The sequence below is a fragment of the Exiguobacterium sp. s11 genome (assembly GCF_018619015.1).
GTDB classification, from domain to species: domain Bacteria; phylum Bacillota; class Bacilli; order Exiguobacteriales; family Exiguobacteriaceae; genus Exiguobacterium_A; species Exiguobacterium_A indicum.
The window spans coordinates 636,690-653,065 of sequence record NZ_JACSNF010000001.1 but is presented as its reverse complement, the minus strand read 5'-3'; the positions used below and the strand labels follow the sequence as shown (position 1 = coordinate 653,065).

Sequence of the window (16,376 nt, the reverse complement as noted above, 5' to 3'; positions counted from 1 at the left end):
CAGGCGCACGCTCGGCGGGCTGCCTGTTTTTCATTCAATACGTAGTGGGAGAGGATACGATTGAACATTATTTGTTGGGTACGAAGTGATTTTCGATTACAAGATAACCACATGTTGGCACGTGCTGTTGAATTACTAAATGAAAATCCGAAGGCGACGGTCGAGTTCGTCTTTTGGCTCAATCCGGATTACATCGGAGAATATGAAGCACGGCAACAATATTTCTTCCAAGCGCTCGAGATGTTTTCTGATGCCTGCAAAGAGAAAGAGATGCCAATCCGTTTCATCGAAGGCGATGAACAGGCTTTCTTAGACGCAACTGGTGATGCGGACGTTTTGTTATTTAATGCGGAATATGTCGAACCATTCAAGACGCGAGATGAAAAAATCATTAAAAAGCGTAAAGATCGTCAGACGGAGCGACTACTAGACCGGCATCTTCTTCATCCACATGACATTAAAAAGCAAGATGGAAAGTTCTATAAAGTATTCACGCCATATAAGAATGCATTCATGAAAAAAGATATTCCTGTACCATATGAAGTGAAATGGCAAACGCTGCGGGATCATTATCAAAAGCGTCAACACGATAATAGTTTCATCAACGCTTATTTTAAAAAGGCAGAGTCGGAAACCGTCTTCCATCCTGGTGAAAAGCAGGCGAAACAACGCTTGAAGAAATTCATCGAACAATCGCTTGAAGATTACGAAGAGAACCGTGATTTTCCTGCTGTCGACGGTACGAGTTTACTTTCTCGCTATTTACGGACTGGAGAAGTCGGCATCCGGACCGTCTATGCGGCTGTTCAGGAGGCAAAAGAATCAAAAGGGAAACAGACCTTCATCACCGAACTCATCTGGCGTGAATTCTATTACATGATTTTAATGCATTTCCCGGAATCAAAACGACAAGCCGTCAATACGCAATATCGGGAAATCGAATGGGAAGAAGATGAAGAGGGCTTCAAGGCGTGGTGTGAAGGCAAGACGGGCTATCCGATCGTTGATGCAGCGATGCGGCAATTGAATCAAACGGGGTGGATGCATAATCGTCTACGGATGATCGTCGCTTCTTTCCTGACAAAAGACTTGTTGGTCGATTGGCAGAAAGGCGAACGATATTTCCAGCAGAAACTCGTTGATTATGAAGCGGCATCAAACATCGGGGGTTGGCAATGGGCAGCATCAGTCGGAACGGATGCCGTCCCGTACTTCCGCGTCTTCAATCCGACGACTCAATCGAAGAAGTTCGATAAGGATGGAGCGTTCATTCGAAAGTATGTCACGGAAATCAAGGATTTATCAAAGCAGTATATTCATGAACCGACTGCTGAACAACGCAAGGATTATGGCTATCCAGAACCAATCGTCGCACATGACGAAGCGCGAAAGCGTGCGATTGCTCGATTCAAATAATGAAAAAAGGATGTCCCTCAAGTGAGGAACATCCTTTTTTTACGACCTTATTGAAGACGACTATTTGCCTTACGCGTTCGGAATGCATGGTACGTCAAGTAAGATAAGACCCCGAAGTAACATGTGATCAAGAAGGCGTGGAGTAACGGCACATACGTTGCATGTCCACCAAGAACGATCCAAGCCCCAGTGGCGACTTGGCACGAGATGAAGAACGTCGCGAACGCCATACCAATCGTTGTCGTCCGATGCTTTAAGCGAATCGCAACGACATGGACGAATAAGGTGAACAGGAACAGTAATCCTGCCATGATTCGGTGAATCATCTGCACCCACGCTTCGAACGTCATGGAAGGTTGAGAACAGACAGGCCAACCAACGCAAGCATATGTAGCCCCGACGTGGCGTACGTAAGCACCCGTATAAACGACGATCAGCGTATAGATGAGTAGACCGTACAAGAGCTTCCGTAAGAATGCTGGGACAGATTCCCTGAATTCCTGACCCGGACGCTCCATGATCAACAGTGTCAAAATCAATAGCGAAGCAAAGGAAATCAAAGAGATTCCGAAATGTAACGCCATGACGAGGTCTGATTGTTGCCAAACGACTGCTCCAGCACCGACGATCGATTGAATCAACATGAAGATGAAAGCAAGAAACGCAAAGATCTTCGTATCTAATCGATCCTTGAAGGCAACGAGCGTCCAGAGACATAAGGCGATGATTAAGAGTCCAACGACTCCAGTCACAGCGCGGTGACTATATTCAATCATCGTTTCAACACTTGGGTTCGTCGGAATGAGTTCCCCGTGACAGAGTGGCCAATCCGTTCCGCAACCATCTCCCGAATCCGTTTTTGTTACTGTCCCACCCATCAGTAAGACGATCATCATCGTAAACGTGACGAAGGCTGAAAACATCGAAAGTTTTCGATTCAAGATTTGGACACCACCTTTCTAAAAAAATACGAAATACATGGATTTCCATAGGTCTAGTATCGCATAAAAAGTACTGAAAGGGTTGCAATCTTTTAGAACAACGCTATTCTAGTATTAGGTAAATATGGTGAACTGTGATGAAAATCACATAGATTTCACATTTTGTTCATTATGTCGAAAGTATTTTCATACGTCACGGTCCTCGATATGTGGTATCTTTTATAGAGAAAAGGGTGTTTCGTGGCATGTCTGTGTTATTTCTGTGAAGAAATTACGTGAAGCCTAGGTGCTAAACGGAAGCAGACGGTGAAAAGGAGGGAACAGCATGGCGAAAGTTACTGGAGAGGCACTGGATATGGCGATCGAGCAAGCAGATCAGCCGACATTCAAGGACTATATTACCCTAGCAAAAATGGGGATTGTCCGTGCCAATCTGATTACGGTCTTCGCGGGGTATGTCGTAGCAGCATCGTACATAACGGATGATGTCCTGTTGTATTTATGGCAAACCAAGTGGATGTTACTGTGGACGCTTCTTGGGAGTGGGTTGGTCATTGCCGGAAGTTGCTACCTCAATAACTACATTGACCGGGACATCGATTACAAGATGGAACGGACGATGGGAAGACCAAGCGTTACTGGGAAGATGGATGGACAGCGGATACTCGCACTAGGACTCGGTATTCTTGCGACCGGTACGGTATTGTTGTTGATCGTCAACCATGTGGCGGCAGTGTTCGGATTGATCGGATCATTCGTTTACGTCGTGATTTATACGATGTGGTTAAAGCGGACGCACACGATCAATACAGTCGTAGGTGGTATATCAGGAGCTGTGCCACCAATCATTGGATTTGCGGCAGTCACTCCGACGCTTCACATTGATGCGTGGATTTTATTCCTCATCATGTTCGTGTGGCAACCACCACATTTCCTTGCACTCGCGATGCGACGGACAGAGGAGTATCGGGCAGCAGGTATCCCGATGTTACCTGTCGTAAACGGATTCGCGATCACGAAACGACAAATTGTATGGTGGATTGCAGTACTCATTCCATCATCACTCCTCTTAGCACACTATGGCATCATCTACATGATCGTCATGGCATTGCTCGGTGGATATTGGCTCTATATGGGACTGAAAGGTCTGAAGATCCAAGATGAACAAGCCGAAATCAAATGGGCGTCGAAGATGTTCTTCTTCTCACTGTTTTATTTCACGGCTTGGATCGTGACGGTCGTACTCGTTTCTCTCTAAAACGATTTGACATAATTCACGTACACCATTACGAAAGACAAAATTGGGGACAAAGAAAGTGGGGATGGTTGTGAAAAAATCAGTAAAAATGCTCTTCCGGCTTCTTCCAATCGGCTTGATGGCACTTATGTTATCAGGTTGTGGAATTCCGGAATTGTCTGCGCTACAGCCTCGCGGAGAAGGCGCTGAGATGCAACTTGAGATCATCAAGCTTAGCTTGTGGGTCATGTTGTTCGTCCTTGCGATCGTAGCCGTCATTTATATTTACGTACTTATGAAATTCCGTCGTAAATCAGGTGATAACACGGTTCCGAAGCAAGTCGAAGGGAACCATACGCTTGAAATCATCTGGACAGTCATTCCGATTCTTCTTTTGATCGTTCTTGCAATTCCGACGATCAAAACAACGGTTGAACTCGCAGATGCAAAAGAAGCGAAGAAAAACGAACAAATCAACGTTACAGCAAACCTCTACTGGTGGGAGTTCGAATACCCAGACAAAGGTGTTTCGACAGGACAAGAACTTGTCATTCCAGTCGGTAAACGTGTTGCTGTTAACTTGACGTCTAAAGACGTCATTCACTCATTCTGGGTACCAGCTCTTTCTGGTAAAACAGATACGAACCCAGGTCTTGAGAACGAAATGTGGTTACAAGCAAAAGAAGCAGGCACTTATTACGGTAAATGTGCCGAGTTGTGTGGTCCTTCTCACGCATTGATGGACTTCAAAGTCGTTGCACTTGAACAAGACGACTACGATAACTGGTTGAAAGATATGAAAGCTGCGAAAGAAGCAGAGACGAAGCAGTTTGATAAAAAGAATGAAAAGAACTGGACGACTGGTGAGAAAGTCTATGCCCAGAACTGTCTCAGCTGTCATGGTGGCGGAAAAGTCGCACCTAGCTTGACGAACTTCGGTGATCGTCAACGTATCGCGGGTTATCTCGACCATGATAAAGAAAACCTCGAAAAATGGATTCGCGATCCTCAAAAAGAGAAACAAGGTACGAAAATGCCTGGATTCTCTGAAGATCAGATCAGCGATGAAGAATTGAGCGAATTGGCAGATTATCTATTGGACAAAAAGCTCCAATAATTTTTTAAGGGGGAATCATAGTGGGGACACATACTATGGGTATGCCGCAGAAAAAAAGCGGCATCATGGACTGGCTAACGACAGTCGACCATAAGAAAATCGGGATTCTCTACATCATGTCTGGATTGTTCTTCCTTCTAGTCGGTGGCGTAGAAGCCCTAATGATTCGTTTTCAATTGATTAAACCGATGAACGATTTCGTCAGCGGTGAACTCTTTAACCAATTGATCACGATGCACGGTACGACGATGATCTTCTTGGCAGCGATGCCGATGTTGATTGGATACATGAACGCAGCAGTACCGCTTCAAATCGGGGCACGTGACGTTGCGTTCCCATTCTTGAATGCACTTGGTTTCTGGTTGTTCTTCTTCGGTGGAGTCTTGTTGAACCTTTCTTGGTTCTTCGGCGCTGCACCGAACGCAGGGTGGACTGCATACGCACCACTCTCGACAGTACCTGAGTCTCTCGGTGTAGACTTCTACGCATTGGGTCTTCAGATTTCTGGTTTCGGTACACTTATGGGGGGGATTAACTTCCTCGTTACGATTTTGAACATGCGTGCACCAGGTATGAAACTGATGCGGATGCCGCTCTTCACATGGACAGCATTCGTTGCTTCTGCCTTGATCGTTTTCGCATTCCCACCACTTACGGTTGGATTGTTCCTCTTGACGTTCGAGCGACTCTTCGGAGCGCATTTCTTTGACCCGGCAGCGGGCGGGAACATCGTCATCTGGGAACACCTCTTCTGGATCTTCGGTCACCCGGAAGTTTATATCTTGATCTTACCGGCATTCGGTATTTTCTCTGAAATCATTCCTACATTTGCTCGTAAGCGTCTCTTCGGTTACACGACGATGGTCTTTGCGACGATGTTGATCGGTTTCCTCGGATTCATGGTATGGGTCCACCACATGTTCACAGTTGGTCTCGGTCCGGTCGCAAACGCGATCTTCGCCGTAGCAACGATGGCGATTGCTGTACCGACAGGGGTCAAAATCTTCAACTGGCTCTTTACGCTATGGGGTGGTAAGTTGACGTTCCCAGTCGCAATGCTTTACTCGGTCGCGTTCATTCCATCATTCCTTGTTGGTGGTATGACAGGGGTTATGCTTTCTGTTGCACCTGCCGATTACCAGTACCATGACAGTTACTTCGTAGTAGCTCACTTCCACTACGTTATCGTTGGTGGGGTTGTCTTCGGTCTCTTCGCAGGTCTTTACTACTGGTTCCCACTCATGTTCGGGAAACAGCTCAACGAATTCTGGGGAAAAATTCAATTCTGGTTGTTCTTCATCGGCTTCCACTTGACGTTCTTCCCGCAACATATTCTTGGTCTTACAGGTATGCCACGTCGTGTCTTCACGTACTTGCCAAACCAAGGCTGGGAAACAATGAACTTACTTTCATCAATTGGGGCAGCCTTCATGGGTGTGTCGACGATCGTTCTCGTCATTTCGATTGCAGCAGCATTGATGTCAAAAGAATATGTAAAACGCGACGTCTGGGGAGATGGACGTACACTTGAGTGGACACTTCCAGTTCCAACTCCAGAGTATAACTTCGCTCAAATCCCACTCGTCAAAGGTTTGGATACGTATTGGCTCGAAAAAATGGCAGGAAACAAAACAGTTTCTGTATCGGAAGAAGTCGGCGATATCCACATGCCGAATAACACGATCTTGCCATTCGTCATGTCAGTCGGTCTATTCCTTGCAGGTCTCGGATTTATTCTTCGCCTAGACTATGGAACTGTTGGTCTCGTCGTTGCCTTGATTGGTCTTGCGATGACATTGATCGCGATGTTCTTCCGTTCTTGGATTGACGATGAAGGATACTACATCCCGAAATCAGTCGTCGAAGAAGATCTACGCCTTGAAGCAGAAAAGGAGGCGAAGTAAGATGGGTCATCATTCAGTACCGAATAACCCGATCACGGGTATTCCGGATCATGTTGAAAAAGCGACACTTGAGGGTAAGAATAAATATGTAGCCTTCTGGTTCTTCCTTGGAGGAGAGACGACTTTGTTCGCCTCTCTCTTCGGGACATACATCGGTCTCCATAACTCCGGTGCAAAAGAAGGATTACGCAGTTATGACATCTTTGAAATGGGTCTCGTCTTCATCATGACGATGCTTCTCTTGACGAGTTCATTAACAAGCGTTCTTGCAATGATGGCAATGAAACGTAATGATGTGAAAAAGATGAAGCTTTGGCTCATCATCACATTGCTTCTCGGTCTTGGATTCTTAAGTGGTGAGATTTATGAGTTTAATCACTACTACCACATCGGTCATACGTTCACGTCGAGTGCATTTGGTTCTGCCTTCTACACTCTCGTCGGATTCCACGGTGCGCACGTCTTGTTCGGTCTTCTCTGGATCTCGACATTGCTCATCCGGAACTGGAACCGTGGCATCACGGTCGTGAATGCGCCGAAGTACTATGTTTCAAGTCTTTACTGGCACTTCATTGACGTCGTCTGGGTCTTTATCTTCTCAGTCGTCTACCTCATGGGGATGGTGAAATAAGATGGAAAAACACGAACCGCAACTTACGCGCAATCAAATCGAGCTTGAGATGAAAGCAGAACGTGGTCGTGAGACACAACTGCAACTCATCAGTTTCGCACTCATGATTTTCTTGACGCTCATCGCTTTCGGTGCTGTCATGGCTGATCTCATGCCGCACTGGGCAGCTGGTGGTTTCTTGATCATCATGGCAATCGTTCAGGTTTACCTGCAGCTTTACATGTTCATGCATATGAACAACAAAGGCAACACATGGATCAAAGTCATGATGGGTCTCGGTGTATTCGTCGCCTTGACGATCGTTGCGACGCTTCGTCTGTTGATCTGGTAAGAAATGTGACCATTCTGCTAACGTTTAGCAGGATGGTCTTTTATTTTGGAATCGTTTTATGAGAAACCTTTACAATGAAATAGGGGAACGGTAATCTTAGTTTGTAAGAGAAAGGAACGGGGTGAAAAAATATGTTAGGCAATTTAAGGGGAGCACTTTCGCAATTCGAATGGACTGTCTTATGGAGTCCGTATTATGCGTTGATACTCGTTGGATTGTATATCCTATATGCTGTCGTGACAGAAAAGTTGCGTCGTCCGGATGAGCCGGAAACAACGCTTGGGCAAAAGTTTTCGATGCTCGCGGCATTGATCGTTTTTTACATCGGTTTTGGAAGTCCGTTAGACCTGCTAGCACATATCACGTTCTCAGCACATATGCTGCAGATGGTATTCGTCTATATGGTCGCACCGCCGCTCTTGTTGATTGCGATACCAGAGTGGCTTTATAAGCGCTTGTTCGATACACCGTATCTTGGAAGAATTCTTCGCTTCTTCATCAAGCCGTTGATTGCACTTGTCGTCTTTAATGCCTTGTTTACGTTCTATCACATGCCATTTATTTTTGATTATGTCTTGACGAACTATACCGTTCACCGTCTGTTCCACGGAACATTGATTTTCTTGAGTATGACGATGTGGTATCCGATCATCGCACCGGTCAATGAGGCGGACAGCCTTTCTGACCTGAAGAAGATGGTCTACATCGTAGCGAATGGTGTGTTGTTGACACCAGCCTGTGCCTTCATGATCTTCAGTCAAAGTTTTCAGTATCAAGCGTATCAGGATCCAGCTACGTTCGCGAAAGTACTCGCTTACTGTATGCCGAACAATGATTTAAGCGGATTGAACCTGGAACGATTGCTCGGAACGACAGATGACTTATTAGAGGACCAACGCTTTGGTGGTGTCCTCATGAAGCTCGGTCAAGAACTCGTGTATGGTCTATTCTTCGGACTGACCTTCTTTACATGGGTGCGCCGTTCAAAAAGTACTGCCGTGGATGAAGGCATGTCCTTCACACCAAAAGCGGATTAAATTGGAGGAAGTTGGAACATGAGTTATTTGCCGTTGATTTGTGTGTCGCTGATTGTCATCAGTGCGATTTTCGTAGCGATTGGCTGGTTTTTGATCGCCCAAACGCGTCGTAACATGAAAGCTCACCAAACCGTGATGACGATTGCAGCTGCACTCGCTTTATTATTCTTCATCATGTATGCCTTGCGGACGATTCTGCTCGGTAACACAGCCTTTGGCGGTCCAGAGTCCGTCAAAGCTTACTACACAGGATTCTTGATCTTCCACATTCTTCTTGCGACATCTGGTGGGGTGCTCGGTTTGATGGCACTCTATCACGCGTATAAGAAGAACTTTGCACGTCACCGTAAAATCGGACCGGTTGCCTCAATCGTTTGGTTTTTGACAGCCATTACTGGTGTGATCGTGTATTGCTTACTATATGTCGTCTACGATCCGGGTGAGACGACGAACGTATTCCGGGCAATCTGGAGTCATTAAGGGGGAGCCAACTTGAAAAAGAATAGTTACTTGACGGTCGCTGCCGTCGTCCTTATCTTAGTTGCGGCAGCCGGGGGATATTATTATTTCTTCATGAAAGAAAAGTTACCTGTCATCGCTGAACCGACACCATTTGAATTAACGAATGCCGTAGACGGAAAATCATTCAATTCGGAAGACGGAAAAGTCAAAGTGTTGACGTTCTTCTACTCGAACTGTCCTGATATTTGTCCGTTGACGTTGAATGATTACCGAAAGCTTGAGAAGAAGCTTCGGAGTGAAGAGTTATACGGAAATGACGTCGAACTTGTCGCTGTGACAGTTGATCCAAAAGTGGATACACCGAAAGTCTTGAAAAAGTATGCTTCGAACTTTGAAGCGGATGCTAAGGGATGGAAAGTATTGACGGGAGATCCAGTCGTCATCGATCGTCTGACACGTCAGTTGAATTTCTATTACTCGAAGGCTGAGAGTGGCTTGGTGACACACGGAACACAAATGTTCATTTTGGACCGTGAGAATAAAGTACGGGCGATTTCGTCTATGGCGAAGACACCGGATGAACCGGTCGACTTAGAAGAGGTCATGTCTTCGGTCACACAATTAGCAAAGGAGTGAAGGTAGATGACTTATGAAGAGTACATGCAAGGAGATGTTACCGTCTCTATTCAAGCCATCGAGGAATTACTTGCTTGTGCGATCGAGGATTATGGAATCCATCACTCCCGGATCAAACGGATGGACCGGGAAGAGATTGCATTTAGTGTAAAGGTCAATGCACCGGCAACGTCACTTCACGCGCTTTATCTTCATGTACGCGAGCAGCTTGGGATTCAGCTCGGAGACGATGTCGTATCTTATGTACAATTCGTCGCGCGTTAAAAGCGATTTCGCGTGTATTAAAGAATAACAATCAGGTGGACAGAACAGCTAATGATTTCGTGGATGATGCGAGGTCGTTAGCTTTTTTGTTTGGAATGAAGAACAAAAAATAGAGGCTCCTCATTGGAACCTCTGCGTGTGGATCTTATTTTTCGAGTGTTTCGAGCAATGCTGCTAAACGACGTTCGCAGTCTTTGACGATTTCCGGAGGGAACGTCTCATCATACTCGACACCGTGTGGATAGTAGTGTTTACCGAGAAGTGGTGTCATCATACGAACGACAGCATGGCGGTCTTCAATCTCGCCTTGGATCGCATAGACAGGAACACGCAGGTAGAATACTTCACCTGTTGATTGTTTTTCATATTTCATGTCGTACATCGCGCGTTCGTAATCCCACTGTCCTTCACGAACGAAGCGGTGATGTTCCATGATTGTTTCGAGAAGACCGAACTTCAGTTCCTTGCCTTCGATGCCATATTGTTCAAACTTCATGTTTGAATCCCCCTATACCCCAGTTTGCTAGTAGATACTAGTCTTTCCAAACTATCATACCATAATGAATGAAACGATGACGTAAAAGATGTGAAGTCATTTTGAAGAATTCATGAACTTCCATATTTTCGTTCGACATATTCAAGAATCGTATCCGGTGCGTGGATACCAAGGTGATTGAGACCTTCCCCACCGAAGAAGACATTGAACTCAAGAACGTACCACTGTCCGTCACGGATGATGAGGTCAAAACCGGCGTGATCGATATCGAGCTGTTTCGCGAGCGCGAGCACGAAGTCGATTGCCCCTTGTGGCACATCATCAAAATCAAGGACACCACCTTGAGCGACGTTATTTAAGAACTGAGCACCACCGACGCGCCAGTACGCAGCAAGGACTTGATCACCGACGACGACGACACGTAAGTCCTTCTCATTCGGAATGTACTCCTGAATGTAGAACGTCTCGTGTGTATCCGTGTATTTCTTCCAGTCTGTTTCATTTTTGATGAGATGGACACCTTGTCCCATGGAGCTACGGACTGTCTTCGCAACGAACGGAAACGAGAATTCACGTAAGACACGTTCGACGGTGAATTCATTTTTTCCATAGATGCGGGTCCGAGGGATGTTATCCGGAATGACGGTTTGAAAAATCCGCGTCATCTCGATCTTATCATGACCTAAGTGGAACGTAGCAGCCGACGGGAAGATCGGTTTTTTCATCCCGTAGATGATTGAGTGGATTTGCCAGTATTCCGGGAACAGGACGACATCCGCCTGTTCGATTTTTTTTAAGGAATCAAAGTGATAATCTGATTTGGCATGTTCCGTCTTGATTCCAATCGTCCGGAACATATTAAAAGAGAGCAGTTGCATAAAGTTCATTCCTTCCTTCTGAACAAATTATACACAATTCAACAGGCTAGGAGGGAGAGAAATGTTATGATAAGATGGTAAAGTTAAGGAGGAGATTCGTTGTGATATATACCGATAAGACGATTGACCTCATCAACGCAGCGGAAGACCTCATTCGATCTCTCGCTCAAAGTGAAACGGGGCAAGCATATAGATGTGCGAAACAAGCACAGCAAGAGTCAACAGAGGCACAGGCTGTCATTCGCGATTTTCATCAAGTCAAGGAGGACTACGAACTCGTACAGCGATTCGGACGGTATCATCCTGACTATCAGACGATCACGAAAAGGGTCCATGAAGTCAAACGGCGACTTGATTTACAAGAGGAAGTCGCGCAGTTTAAAAAGGCGGAAAAACAACTCGAGACGTTACTCGGACAAATCAGTCTGAAGCTCGCTGGAGAAGTATCGCCGCAAATTAAAGTACCGACGGGAAATCCTTTCTTCGATCAAGGATGCGCTGGAGGTTGTTCGACCGGTGGCAGCTGTAGCTGTAGCGGATAACGAAGGTGAAGGGGGTAGGCTGGCGTGATCAAGGAACGAGTGGGACTCATCGTCTATGTCAATGCGATGAAAGCATCCCGTCAATTACGCCGTTACGGGAACGTCTACTTTACGTCTAAACGTGAACGATACGTTCATCTGTATGTCGATTTAGATCAGCATGAACAGGTGATGGAAGTCATTTCGACTCTCCCGTTCGTCGAATCTATTAAACGTTCAGAACGACCGTTCATCACGGAGACGTTCGCGAACAAAAAAGGTAAAATGCCAGAAGAAGCATAATCCATGGAGCGATGAGGACATCCTCGTCGCTTCTTTGTTGAAAGGAATGAAGGAAATGCGAGTCATTTCAGGGGAACGGAAAGGTACACGATTAAAAGCAGTGCCAGGGGATCAAACACGACCGACGACTGATAAGGTAAAAGAATCCTTATTCAACGTCATCGGTCCTTATTTCAACGGAGGACGAGCACTGGATCTGTTTGCGGGGAGCGGTGGTCTTGGGATTGAATCTCTTTCAAGAGGATGCGATGAGGCGGTGTTCGTCGACCAACACCATAAAGCGATCCAAACGATCCAAGATAATTTACGAACGACGCGCTATACGGACCAAGCACGTGTTTTAAAAAAAGATGTAGCGATCGCTTTAACGGAACTCGCATCTGAAGAGCCGTTTAAGTTGATTTATCTAGACCCTCCCTATGCAAAAGAGCGATTGACGGAACATGTCACGTACATAGAGCAACACAATATGTTGACGGACAATGGTGTCATCGTCTGTGAACATGACTCAGCGGTTGAATTACCGGACCAGATCGGACGACTAGAAGTCGTGCGTCGACTTCGTTATTCCGCTGTCATCTCGATTACATTGTACGAATTCATGGAAGCGGAGGAAGACCACGAATGAAACGAATCGCCATTTGCCCAGGTAGCTTTGATCCGATCACGAACGGACATTTAGACATCATCGAGCGTGCCGTTCCGATTTTTGATGAGATCATCGTTGCCGTACTGAATAATTCTTCGAAGCAACCACTCTTTTCTGTCCAGGAACGGATGGAGTTAATTGCCGATGTGACATCGCACCTACCTCAAATCAAGGTGGATTCCTTTAATGGTCTACTGGTCGATTATGCGGCGGAAGTCGGAGCAACCGCGATCGTACGCGGTCTACGAGCAGTTTCGGACTTTGAATACGAAATGCAAGTCGCTTCTATCAACAAGAAGATGAACGATCAAATCGAGACACTATTCATGATGACGAATAATCAGTATTCCTTCTTGAGTTCTTCAATCGTCAAGGAAGCTGCCAAATATGGTGCTTCCGTTGCCGATCTCGTACCGCCTTCCGTCGAAGAGGCGCTACGTCAGAAATATGCGAAAGGAGAACTGTGATGAAAGCTTGGAAACCTGCCTTAGCAGCGATCATCGCTGCCTTGATCATATTTTTCTTACCACTTCCTTATTTCATCTCCTATCCGGGTGACGCGACGTCGACGGAAGATTTGATTGAAGTATCTGGAGGCGACAAGGAACCGGGAGATTTGATGATGCTGACGATCGCACAACGCCGGGCAACGCCTTACTTTCTCATTGAAAGCTTATTTCTACCGTTCTCCGAAACATCGAGTGTAAGTGATTATCTGTACGACGGCGAGTCGGACGCGCAGTATGAAACGCGTCAGAAGCTGTATATGGAAGAAGCGCAACATAACGCAACGATCGAAGCGTATGAATTGGCGGATCAAAAGGTCGATGTCGATTTCGAAGGAGTCTACGTCTCCGGCGTCATTCCCGGTGGTCCAGCCGAGGGGAAACTGAAGGCAGGGGATCGGATTACAAGTGTTGACGGAAAACCGATTACGTCATTTGAAGGTTTCATGAAGACGATTCAAGCGAAAAAAGCCAAAACAGCTGTTCCGATTCAGTTCACGCGTAAATCGGAAGACAAGAAGACGACGATTCGAGTGGATCAGTTATCTAAAGAGGTCAAGCGAGTCGGACTAGGTATTTACGAACCGCTTCCGATCTCGAACGTGACGACGGATCCTGAGATTGCGTTTCAGGTCGAAGACGTCGGGGGACCTTCTGCAGGAATGATGTTCACTCTTGAAATCTATGATCAATTGACGCCGGGAGATTTGGCGAAAGGGCATAAAATCGCCGGCACAGGAACCATTGAAGAAGGTGGCAAGGTGGGACCAATCGGTGGAGCGTGGCAAAAGGTGGTCGCTGCAGACGAGGCAGAAGCAGAAATCATGTTCGTACCAGCAGGAGAGAACTACAAAGAAGCAAAACCATCCATCAAAAAACTCGGAACGAACATGAAGCTCGTTCCGATCAAGACAGTCGAAGATGCGATTGATTATTTAGAAGAACTTCCAGCGAAATAAGGAAAGCGACGGTGTTCAAGCAACGCGTCGTAGCGAGCCAAGGGCAGTGCATATGCAGCTGTCACTTGGCTTTCTTTCGTTAGCCAAGGATGACTCGTGAAGGTACTGAAGACGGTAGTCCGCGTTTTGATGGTTTTGAGTGCCTGTCGTCCTCGTTCTGAAAAGGCGAGGGGACGAACGAAATCAACATGGTCGTAATCAATCCGTGCGACCTCCTCTGCCGTCGTTGAGGTCAATAGATAGATCAAGGCACGTTGCAGGCTCGTCCGCGTATAACGGCGTGTTTTGACGTGATTCAGAAAGGTGTCGAACGTCGTTGCTTGTTTAGCCCCTTCGATGAGTCGTGGTGCTAACGAAGCGTCGATCCCAGCGATTCGCATCAACTCGGGTACTGGAGTCGTTAGTAGACGTTGTCGAATCCACGGATAATAGTGCGAAAAGTTGGCGAAAGAGGCGTTTGCTAAGACGTCTTCCGTCTGTTCAGGAAGTGCGAGCAGCTGACCGTGCGTCTGATGATGGGCGCGTATCGCGGTGGCGCTCATGATGTCTCCGGTTGATAAGTCGTGGTAGCCACTTCCAATCCGTTTCGTCGTGTGAAGCGATAGGGTATTTGCGGCGCGAGCGTAATAATAGCCAAGCGTATTGTTCGGTTGTGTCAAATCAAGAGTTCCTGAGACGCTCTTGAATGCTAGACTAGCGGCGTGAGCAGAAGAGAGACCAGATGCCAAACCATCGTGTAACGCTTGCTTGTATGCAGGTGTCTCTTCGATCTGTTCCGCTGCTGCATGCAGAAAAGGTTCGATATCTCCGCACTCGCTTCCAAACGAAAGCGACTGACAGCCGATTGTCTCGGCAATCGTCACACCACCGAGTGCAAAGCGATCAGCACGCTGGACAGCAAAATAGAAGGGAAGTTCAAGAACGAGATCGATGGCACCGCTCGCGACGGCTGCCTGAGCACGTGTCCACTTATCCGTAAAGGCGGGCTCACCACGCTGCATGAACGTCCCGCTCATGATGGCGACGATGACGTCGGCATCCGTTTCTCGTCGTGCTGTCGTCGCTTGATAATAGTGTCCGTTATGAAACGGATTGTACTCTGAAATGATAGCTGTCATCCTCATGAAAACTTTCTCCTTTGCAAACCGAATTAAGTGCGGTAATATGGATAAAGACGTCCAAAAGTGTTCGTTCTCTAGCGATTTCAGTGTAAAGAAAAAACATTGACAAAACAAGATGTCCTCTCTATAATTCATATTGTTGCAATTGAGGTGATTCGGATGAAATGGTCCCTGATGCAATTGAATAAATTGCGCAATCTGGGTCAACTTCAGGTTAACGAGACGATCGAGCTCAATGAGCTAGTCGCCCTCCATCCGGATATCCGGGCGGTGCAACCTGTGCACGTTCGTGCAAATGCATCGTTTACATCGAATCAATTAATATTCAATCTTCGGATTACCGGCGAAATGACGCTTCCGGATGCCCGGACGCTAAATGACGTCGCTTATCCATTCGAGATTGAATCCATCGAGCCATTCCTGCTCGAGGTCGATGCTGTTTCGAACGAAGCAGATGACATCAACGTGCCGATCGGGAATACGGTCGATCTTCGACCGCTCGTGCAAGAATTGATTTTACTTCATGTGCCAGTGCAAGTGCATGGGGATGATGAAGAGAATCAGTTGGTTGAGGGGGAAGGCTGGACGATTCTTTCTGAAGAAGATCCAGAGGAAACCGAACCAAAAATCGATCCGCGACTCGCGGGTCTCGCTCAGTTCTTTAAAAAAGATCAGGATTCCTGATTTCTGAAGTAAAGGCGAGTGTATTTTTTCAAGGAGGTGGACAACGATGGCAGTACCATTCCGCAGAACGTCGAAAACACGCAAACGTCTTCGCCGTACTCATTTCAAACTCCGTGTACCAGGTATGGTCGAGTGCCCAAACTGTGGTGAAATGAAACTTTCACACCGCGTTTGTAAAGCATGTGGCTCGTACAAAGGTAAAGAAATCGTCAGCAAATAAGCTGATTGATCGGTATAAAAGCGACCTTCAAATCGAGAAATCGGTTTTAAGGTCGCTTTTTTC

The 16,376-nt window shown here is 46.5% G+C and carries 21 protein-coding genes; 17 read left to right on the top strand and 4 right to left on the bottom strand.

Going from position 1 to position 16,376, the window contains the following annotated elements; translation table 11 throughout:
* Window positions 1-60 precede the first annotated feature (60 nt).
* The gene (locus KNQ12_RS03705; protein ID WP_214746403.1) at window positions 61-1,416 is read left to right on the top strand and encodes a cryptochrome/photolyase family protein; all 1,356 of its coding nucleotides are present in this window, start codon (window positions 61-63) and stop codon (window positions 1,414-1,416) included.
* Between the two features lie 47 nt (window positions 1,417-1,463).
* On the opposite strand, the gene KNQ12_RS03700 is transcribed toward KNQ12_RS03705, so the two are convergent.
* A complete protein-coding gene (locus KNQ12_RS03700; RefSeq protein ID WP_023468831.1) occupies window positions 1,464-2,357 on the bottom strand; it encodes a COX15/CtaA family protein in 894 nt (297 codons plus the stop codon).
* 325 nt (window positions 2,358-2,682) lie between these two features.
* Here KNQ12_RS03700 and cyoE point away from each other — a divergent pair, with 325 nt between their 5' ends.
* The 9 genes from cyoE to KNQ12_RS03655 all read left to right on the top strand — a co-directional run bounded on the left by cyoE (window position 2,683) and on the right by KNQ12_RS03655 (window position 9,976).
* Window positions 2,683-3,615 carry a heme o synthase gene (cyoE, locus tag KNQ12_RS03695; protein ID WP_023468830.1) on the top strand — a complete coding sequence of 311 codons (933 nt, stop codon included), beginning with the start codon at window positions 2,683-2,685 and terminating at the stop codon, window positions 3,613-3,615.
* A 64-nt stretch (window positions 3,616-3,679) separates the two neighbouring features.
* Window positions 3,680-4,711, top strand: coding sequence for a cytochrome c oxidase subunit II (gene coxB / locus KNQ12_RS03690; protein ID WP_214746400.1), 1,032 nt, complete (start codon window positions 3,680-3,682; stop codon window positions 4,709-4,711).
* Window positions 4,712-4,746: 35 nt separating this feature from the next.
* Window positions 4,747-6,615 carry a cytochrome c oxidase subunit I gene (gene ctaD / locus KNQ12_RS03685; RefSeq protein ID WP_029342162.1) on the top strand — a complete coding sequence of 623 codons (1,869 nt, stop codon included), beginning with the start codon at window positions 4,747-4,749 and terminating at the stop codon, window positions 6,613-6,615.
* Between the two features lies 1 nt (window position 6,616).
* On the top strand, window positions 6,617-7,246 hold the full coding sequence (locus KNQ12_RS03680; protein WP_023468827.1) for a cytochrome c oxidase subunit 3: 630 nt from the start codon (window positions 6,617-6,619) through the stop codon (window positions 7,244-7,246).
* A 1-nt stretch (window position 7,247) separates the two neighbouring features.
* Window positions 7,248-7,577 (top strand): cytochrome C oxidase subunit IV family protein, encoded by a 330-nt coding sequence (locus KNQ12_RS03675; RefSeq protein WP_023468826.1) that lies wholly within the window; start codon window positions 7,248-7,250, stop codon window positions 7,575-7,577.
* Between the two features lie 131 nt (window positions 7,578-7,708).
* A complete protein-coding gene (gene ctaG / locus KNQ12_RS03670; RefSeq protein ID WP_023468825.1) occupies window positions 7,709-8,614 on the top strand; it encodes a cytochrome c oxidase assembly factor CtaG in 906 nt (301 codons plus the stop codon).
* A gap of 18 nt (window positions 8,615-8,632) precedes the next feature.
* Complete coding sequence (locus tag KNQ12_RS03665; RefSeq protein WP_023468824.1) at window positions 8,633-9,094, top strand: DUF420 domain-containing protein; 462 nt, start codon at window positions 8,633-8,635, stop codon at window positions 9,092-9,094.
* A 12-nt stretch (window positions 9,095-9,106) separates the two neighbouring features.
* Window positions 9,107-9,712: an SCO family protein gene (locus KNQ12_RS03660; protein WP_050677540.1), complete on the top strand. Its 606-nt coding sequence runs from the start codon at window positions 9,107-9,109 to the stop codon at window positions 9,710-9,712.
* A 6-nt stretch (window positions 9,713-9,718) separates the two neighbouring features.
* A complete protein-coding gene (locus tag KNQ12_RS03655) occupies window positions 9,719-9,976 on the top strand; it encodes a hypothetical protein (RefSeq protein WP_023468822.1) in 258 nt (85 codons plus the stop codon).
* A 145-nt stretch (window positions 9,977-10,121) separates the two neighbouring features.
* On the opposite strand, the gene KNQ12_RS03650 is transcribed toward KNQ12_RS03655, so the two are convergent.
* Together KNQ12_RS03650 and KNQ12_RS03645 are read right to left on the bottom strand one after the other, a co-directional pair.
* A complete protein-coding gene (locus KNQ12_RS03650) occupies window positions 10,122-10,472 on the bottom strand; it encodes a YugN family protein (protein ID WP_023468821.1) in 351 nt (116 codons plus the stop codon).
* A gap of 110 nt (window positions 10,473-10,582) precedes the next feature.
* The gene (locus KNQ12_RS03645) at window positions 10,583-11,350 is read right to left on the bottom strand and encodes an ATP-grasp domain-containing protein (RefSeq protein ID WP_251137741.1); all 768 of its coding nucleotides are present in this window, start codon (window positions 11,348-11,350) and stop codon (window positions 10,583-10,585) included.
* Window positions 11,351-11,424: 74 nt separating this feature from the next.
* Here KNQ12_RS03645 and KNQ12_RS03640 point away from each other — a divergent pair, with 74 nt between their 5' ends.
* The 5 genes from KNQ12_RS03640 to KNQ12_RS03620 are packed head-to-tail and all read left to right on the top strand — an operon-like array spanning window position 11,425 to window position 14,288.
* A complete protein-coding gene (locus KNQ12_RS03640; protein ID WP_217448912.1) occupies window positions 11,425-11,892 on the top strand; it encodes a YlbF/YmcA family competence regulator in 468 nt (155 codons plus the stop codon).
* A 24-nt stretch (window positions 11,893-11,916) separates the two neighbouring features.
* Complete coding sequence (locus KNQ12_RS03635) at window positions 11,917-12,174, top strand: YlbG family protein (RefSeq protein ID WP_023468818.1); 258 nt, start codon at window positions 11,917-11,919, stop codon at window positions 12,172-12,174.
* Between the two features lie 46 nt (window positions 12,175-12,220).
* Complete coding sequence (gene rsmD, locus KNQ12_RS03630; RefSeq protein WP_074668417.1) at window positions 12,221-12,802, top strand: 16S rRNA (guanine(966)-N(2))-methyltransferase RsmD; 582 nt, start codon at window positions 12,221-12,223, stop codon at window positions 12,800-12,802.
* Window positions 12,799-13,290, top strand: a complete 492-nt coding sequence (coaD, locus tag KNQ12_RS03625; protein WP_023468816.1) for a pantetheine-phosphate adenylyltransferase — start codon at window positions 12,799-12,801, stop codon at window positions 13,288-13,290. Before rsmD ends, coaD begins: the two co-directional genes overlap by 4 nt.
* Window positions 13,290-14,288 carry a SepM family pheromone-processing serine protease gene (locus KNQ12_RS03620; RefSeq protein WP_214746394.1) on the top strand — a complete coding sequence of 333 codons (999 nt, stop codon included), beginning with the start codon at window positions 13,290-13,292 and terminating at the stop codon, window positions 14,286-14,288. The genes coaD and KNQ12_RS03620 overlap by 1 nt, the downstream gene beginning before the upstream one ends.
* On the opposite strand, the gene KNQ12_RS03615 is transcribed toward KNQ12_RS03620, so the two are convergent.
* Complete coding sequence (locus tag KNQ12_RS03615) at window positions 14,261-15,412, bottom strand: tRNA(Met) cytidine acetate ligase (RefSeq protein WP_214746391.1); 1,152 nt, start codon at window positions 15,410-15,412, stop codon at window positions 14,261-14,263. The two genes, KNQ12_RS03620 and KNQ12_RS03615, sit on opposite strands and share 28 nt — an antisense overlap.
* Before the next feature lie 156 nt (window positions 15,413-15,568).
* Here KNQ12_RS03615 and KNQ12_RS03610 point away from each other — a divergent pair, with 156 nt between their 5' ends.
* Together KNQ12_RS03610 and rpmF are read left to right on the top strand one after the other, a co-directional pair.
* A complete protein-coding gene (locus KNQ12_RS03610; protein ID WP_023468813.1) occupies window positions 15,569-16,093 on the top strand; it encodes a YceD family protein in 525 nt (174 codons plus the stop codon).
* A gap of 46 nt (window positions 16,094-16,139) precedes the next feature.
* Window positions 16,140-16,313 (top strand): 50S ribosomal protein L32, encoded by a 174-nt coding sequence (gene rpmF, locus KNQ12_RS03605; RefSeq protein WP_012370841.1) that lies wholly within the window; start codon window positions 16,140-16,142, stop codon window positions 16,311-16,313.
* Window positions 16,314-16,376: the final 63 nt, after the last annotated feature.

Excerpts from the sequence above, each read along its gene's own strand:
- cyoE (WP_023468830.1), top strand. The coding sequence starts at position 2,683 with ATGGCGAAAGTTACTGGAGAGGCACTGGATATGGCGATCGAGCAAGCA.
- coxB (WP_214746400.1), top strand. The coding sequence starts at position 3,680 with ATGGTTGTGAAAAAATCAGTAAAAATGCTCTTCCGGCTTCTTCCAATC.
- ctaD (WP_029342162.1), top strand. The coding sequence starts at position 4,747 with ATGGGTATGCCGCAGAAAAAAAGCGGCATCATGGACTGGCTAACGACA.
- KNQ12_RS03680 (WP_023468827.1), top strand. The coding sequence starts at position 6,617 with ATGGGTCATCATTCAGTACCGAATAACCCGATCACGGGTATTCCGGAT.
- KNQ12_RS03675 (WP_023468826.1), top strand. The coding sequence starts at position 7,248 with ATGGAAAAACACGAACCGCAACTTACGCGCAATCAAATCGAGCTTGAG.
- ctaG (WP_023468825.1), top strand. The coding sequence starts at position 7,709 with ATGTTAGGCAATTTAAGGGGAGCACTTTCGCAATTCGAATGGACTGTC.
- KNQ12_RS03665 (WP_023468824.1), top strand. The coding sequence starts at position 8,633 with ATGAGTTATTTGCCGTTGATTTGTGTGTCGCTGATTGTCATCAGTGCG.
- KNQ12_RS03655 (WP_023468822.1), top strand. The coding sequence starts at position 9,719 with ATGACTTATGAAGAGTACATGCAAGGAGATGTTACCGTCTCTATTCAA.
- KNQ12_RS03650 (WP_023468821.1), bottom strand. The coding sequence starts at position 10,472 with ATGAAGTTTGAACAATATGGCATCGAAGGCAAGGAACTGAAGTTCGGT.
- KNQ12_RS03645 (WP_251137741.1), bottom strand. The coding sequence starts at position 11,350 with ATGCAACTGCTCTCTTTTAATATGTTCCGGACGATTGGAATCAAGACG.
- KNQ12_RS03640 (WP_217448912.1), top strand. The coding sequence starts at position 11,425 with ATGGTAAAGTTAAGGAGGAGATTCGTTGTGATATATACCGATAAGACG.
- rsmD (WP_074668417.1), top strand. The coding sequence starts at position 12,221 with ATGAAGGAAATGCGAGTCATTTCAGGGGAACGGAAAGGTACACGATTA.
- coaD (WP_023468816.1), top strand. The coding sequence starts at position 12,799 with ATGAAACGAATCGCCATTTGCCCAGGTAGCTTTGATCCGATCACGAAC.
- KNQ12_RS03620 (WP_214746394.1), top strand. The coding sequence starts at position 13,290 with ATGAAAGCTTGGAAACCTGCCTTAGCAGCGATCATCGCTGCCTTGATC.
- KNQ12_RS03615 (WP_214746391.1), bottom strand. The coding sequence starts at position 15,412 with ATGAGGATGACAGCTATCATTTCAGAGTACAATCCGTTTCATAACGGA.
- KNQ12_RS03610 (WP_023468813.1), top strand. The coding sequence starts at position 15,569 with ATGAAATGGTCCCTGATGCAATTGAATAAATTGCGCAATCTGGGTCAA.
- rpmF (WP_012370841.1), top strand. The coding sequence starts at position 16,140 with ATGGCAGTACCATTCCGCAGAACGTCGAAAACACGCAAACGTCTTCGC.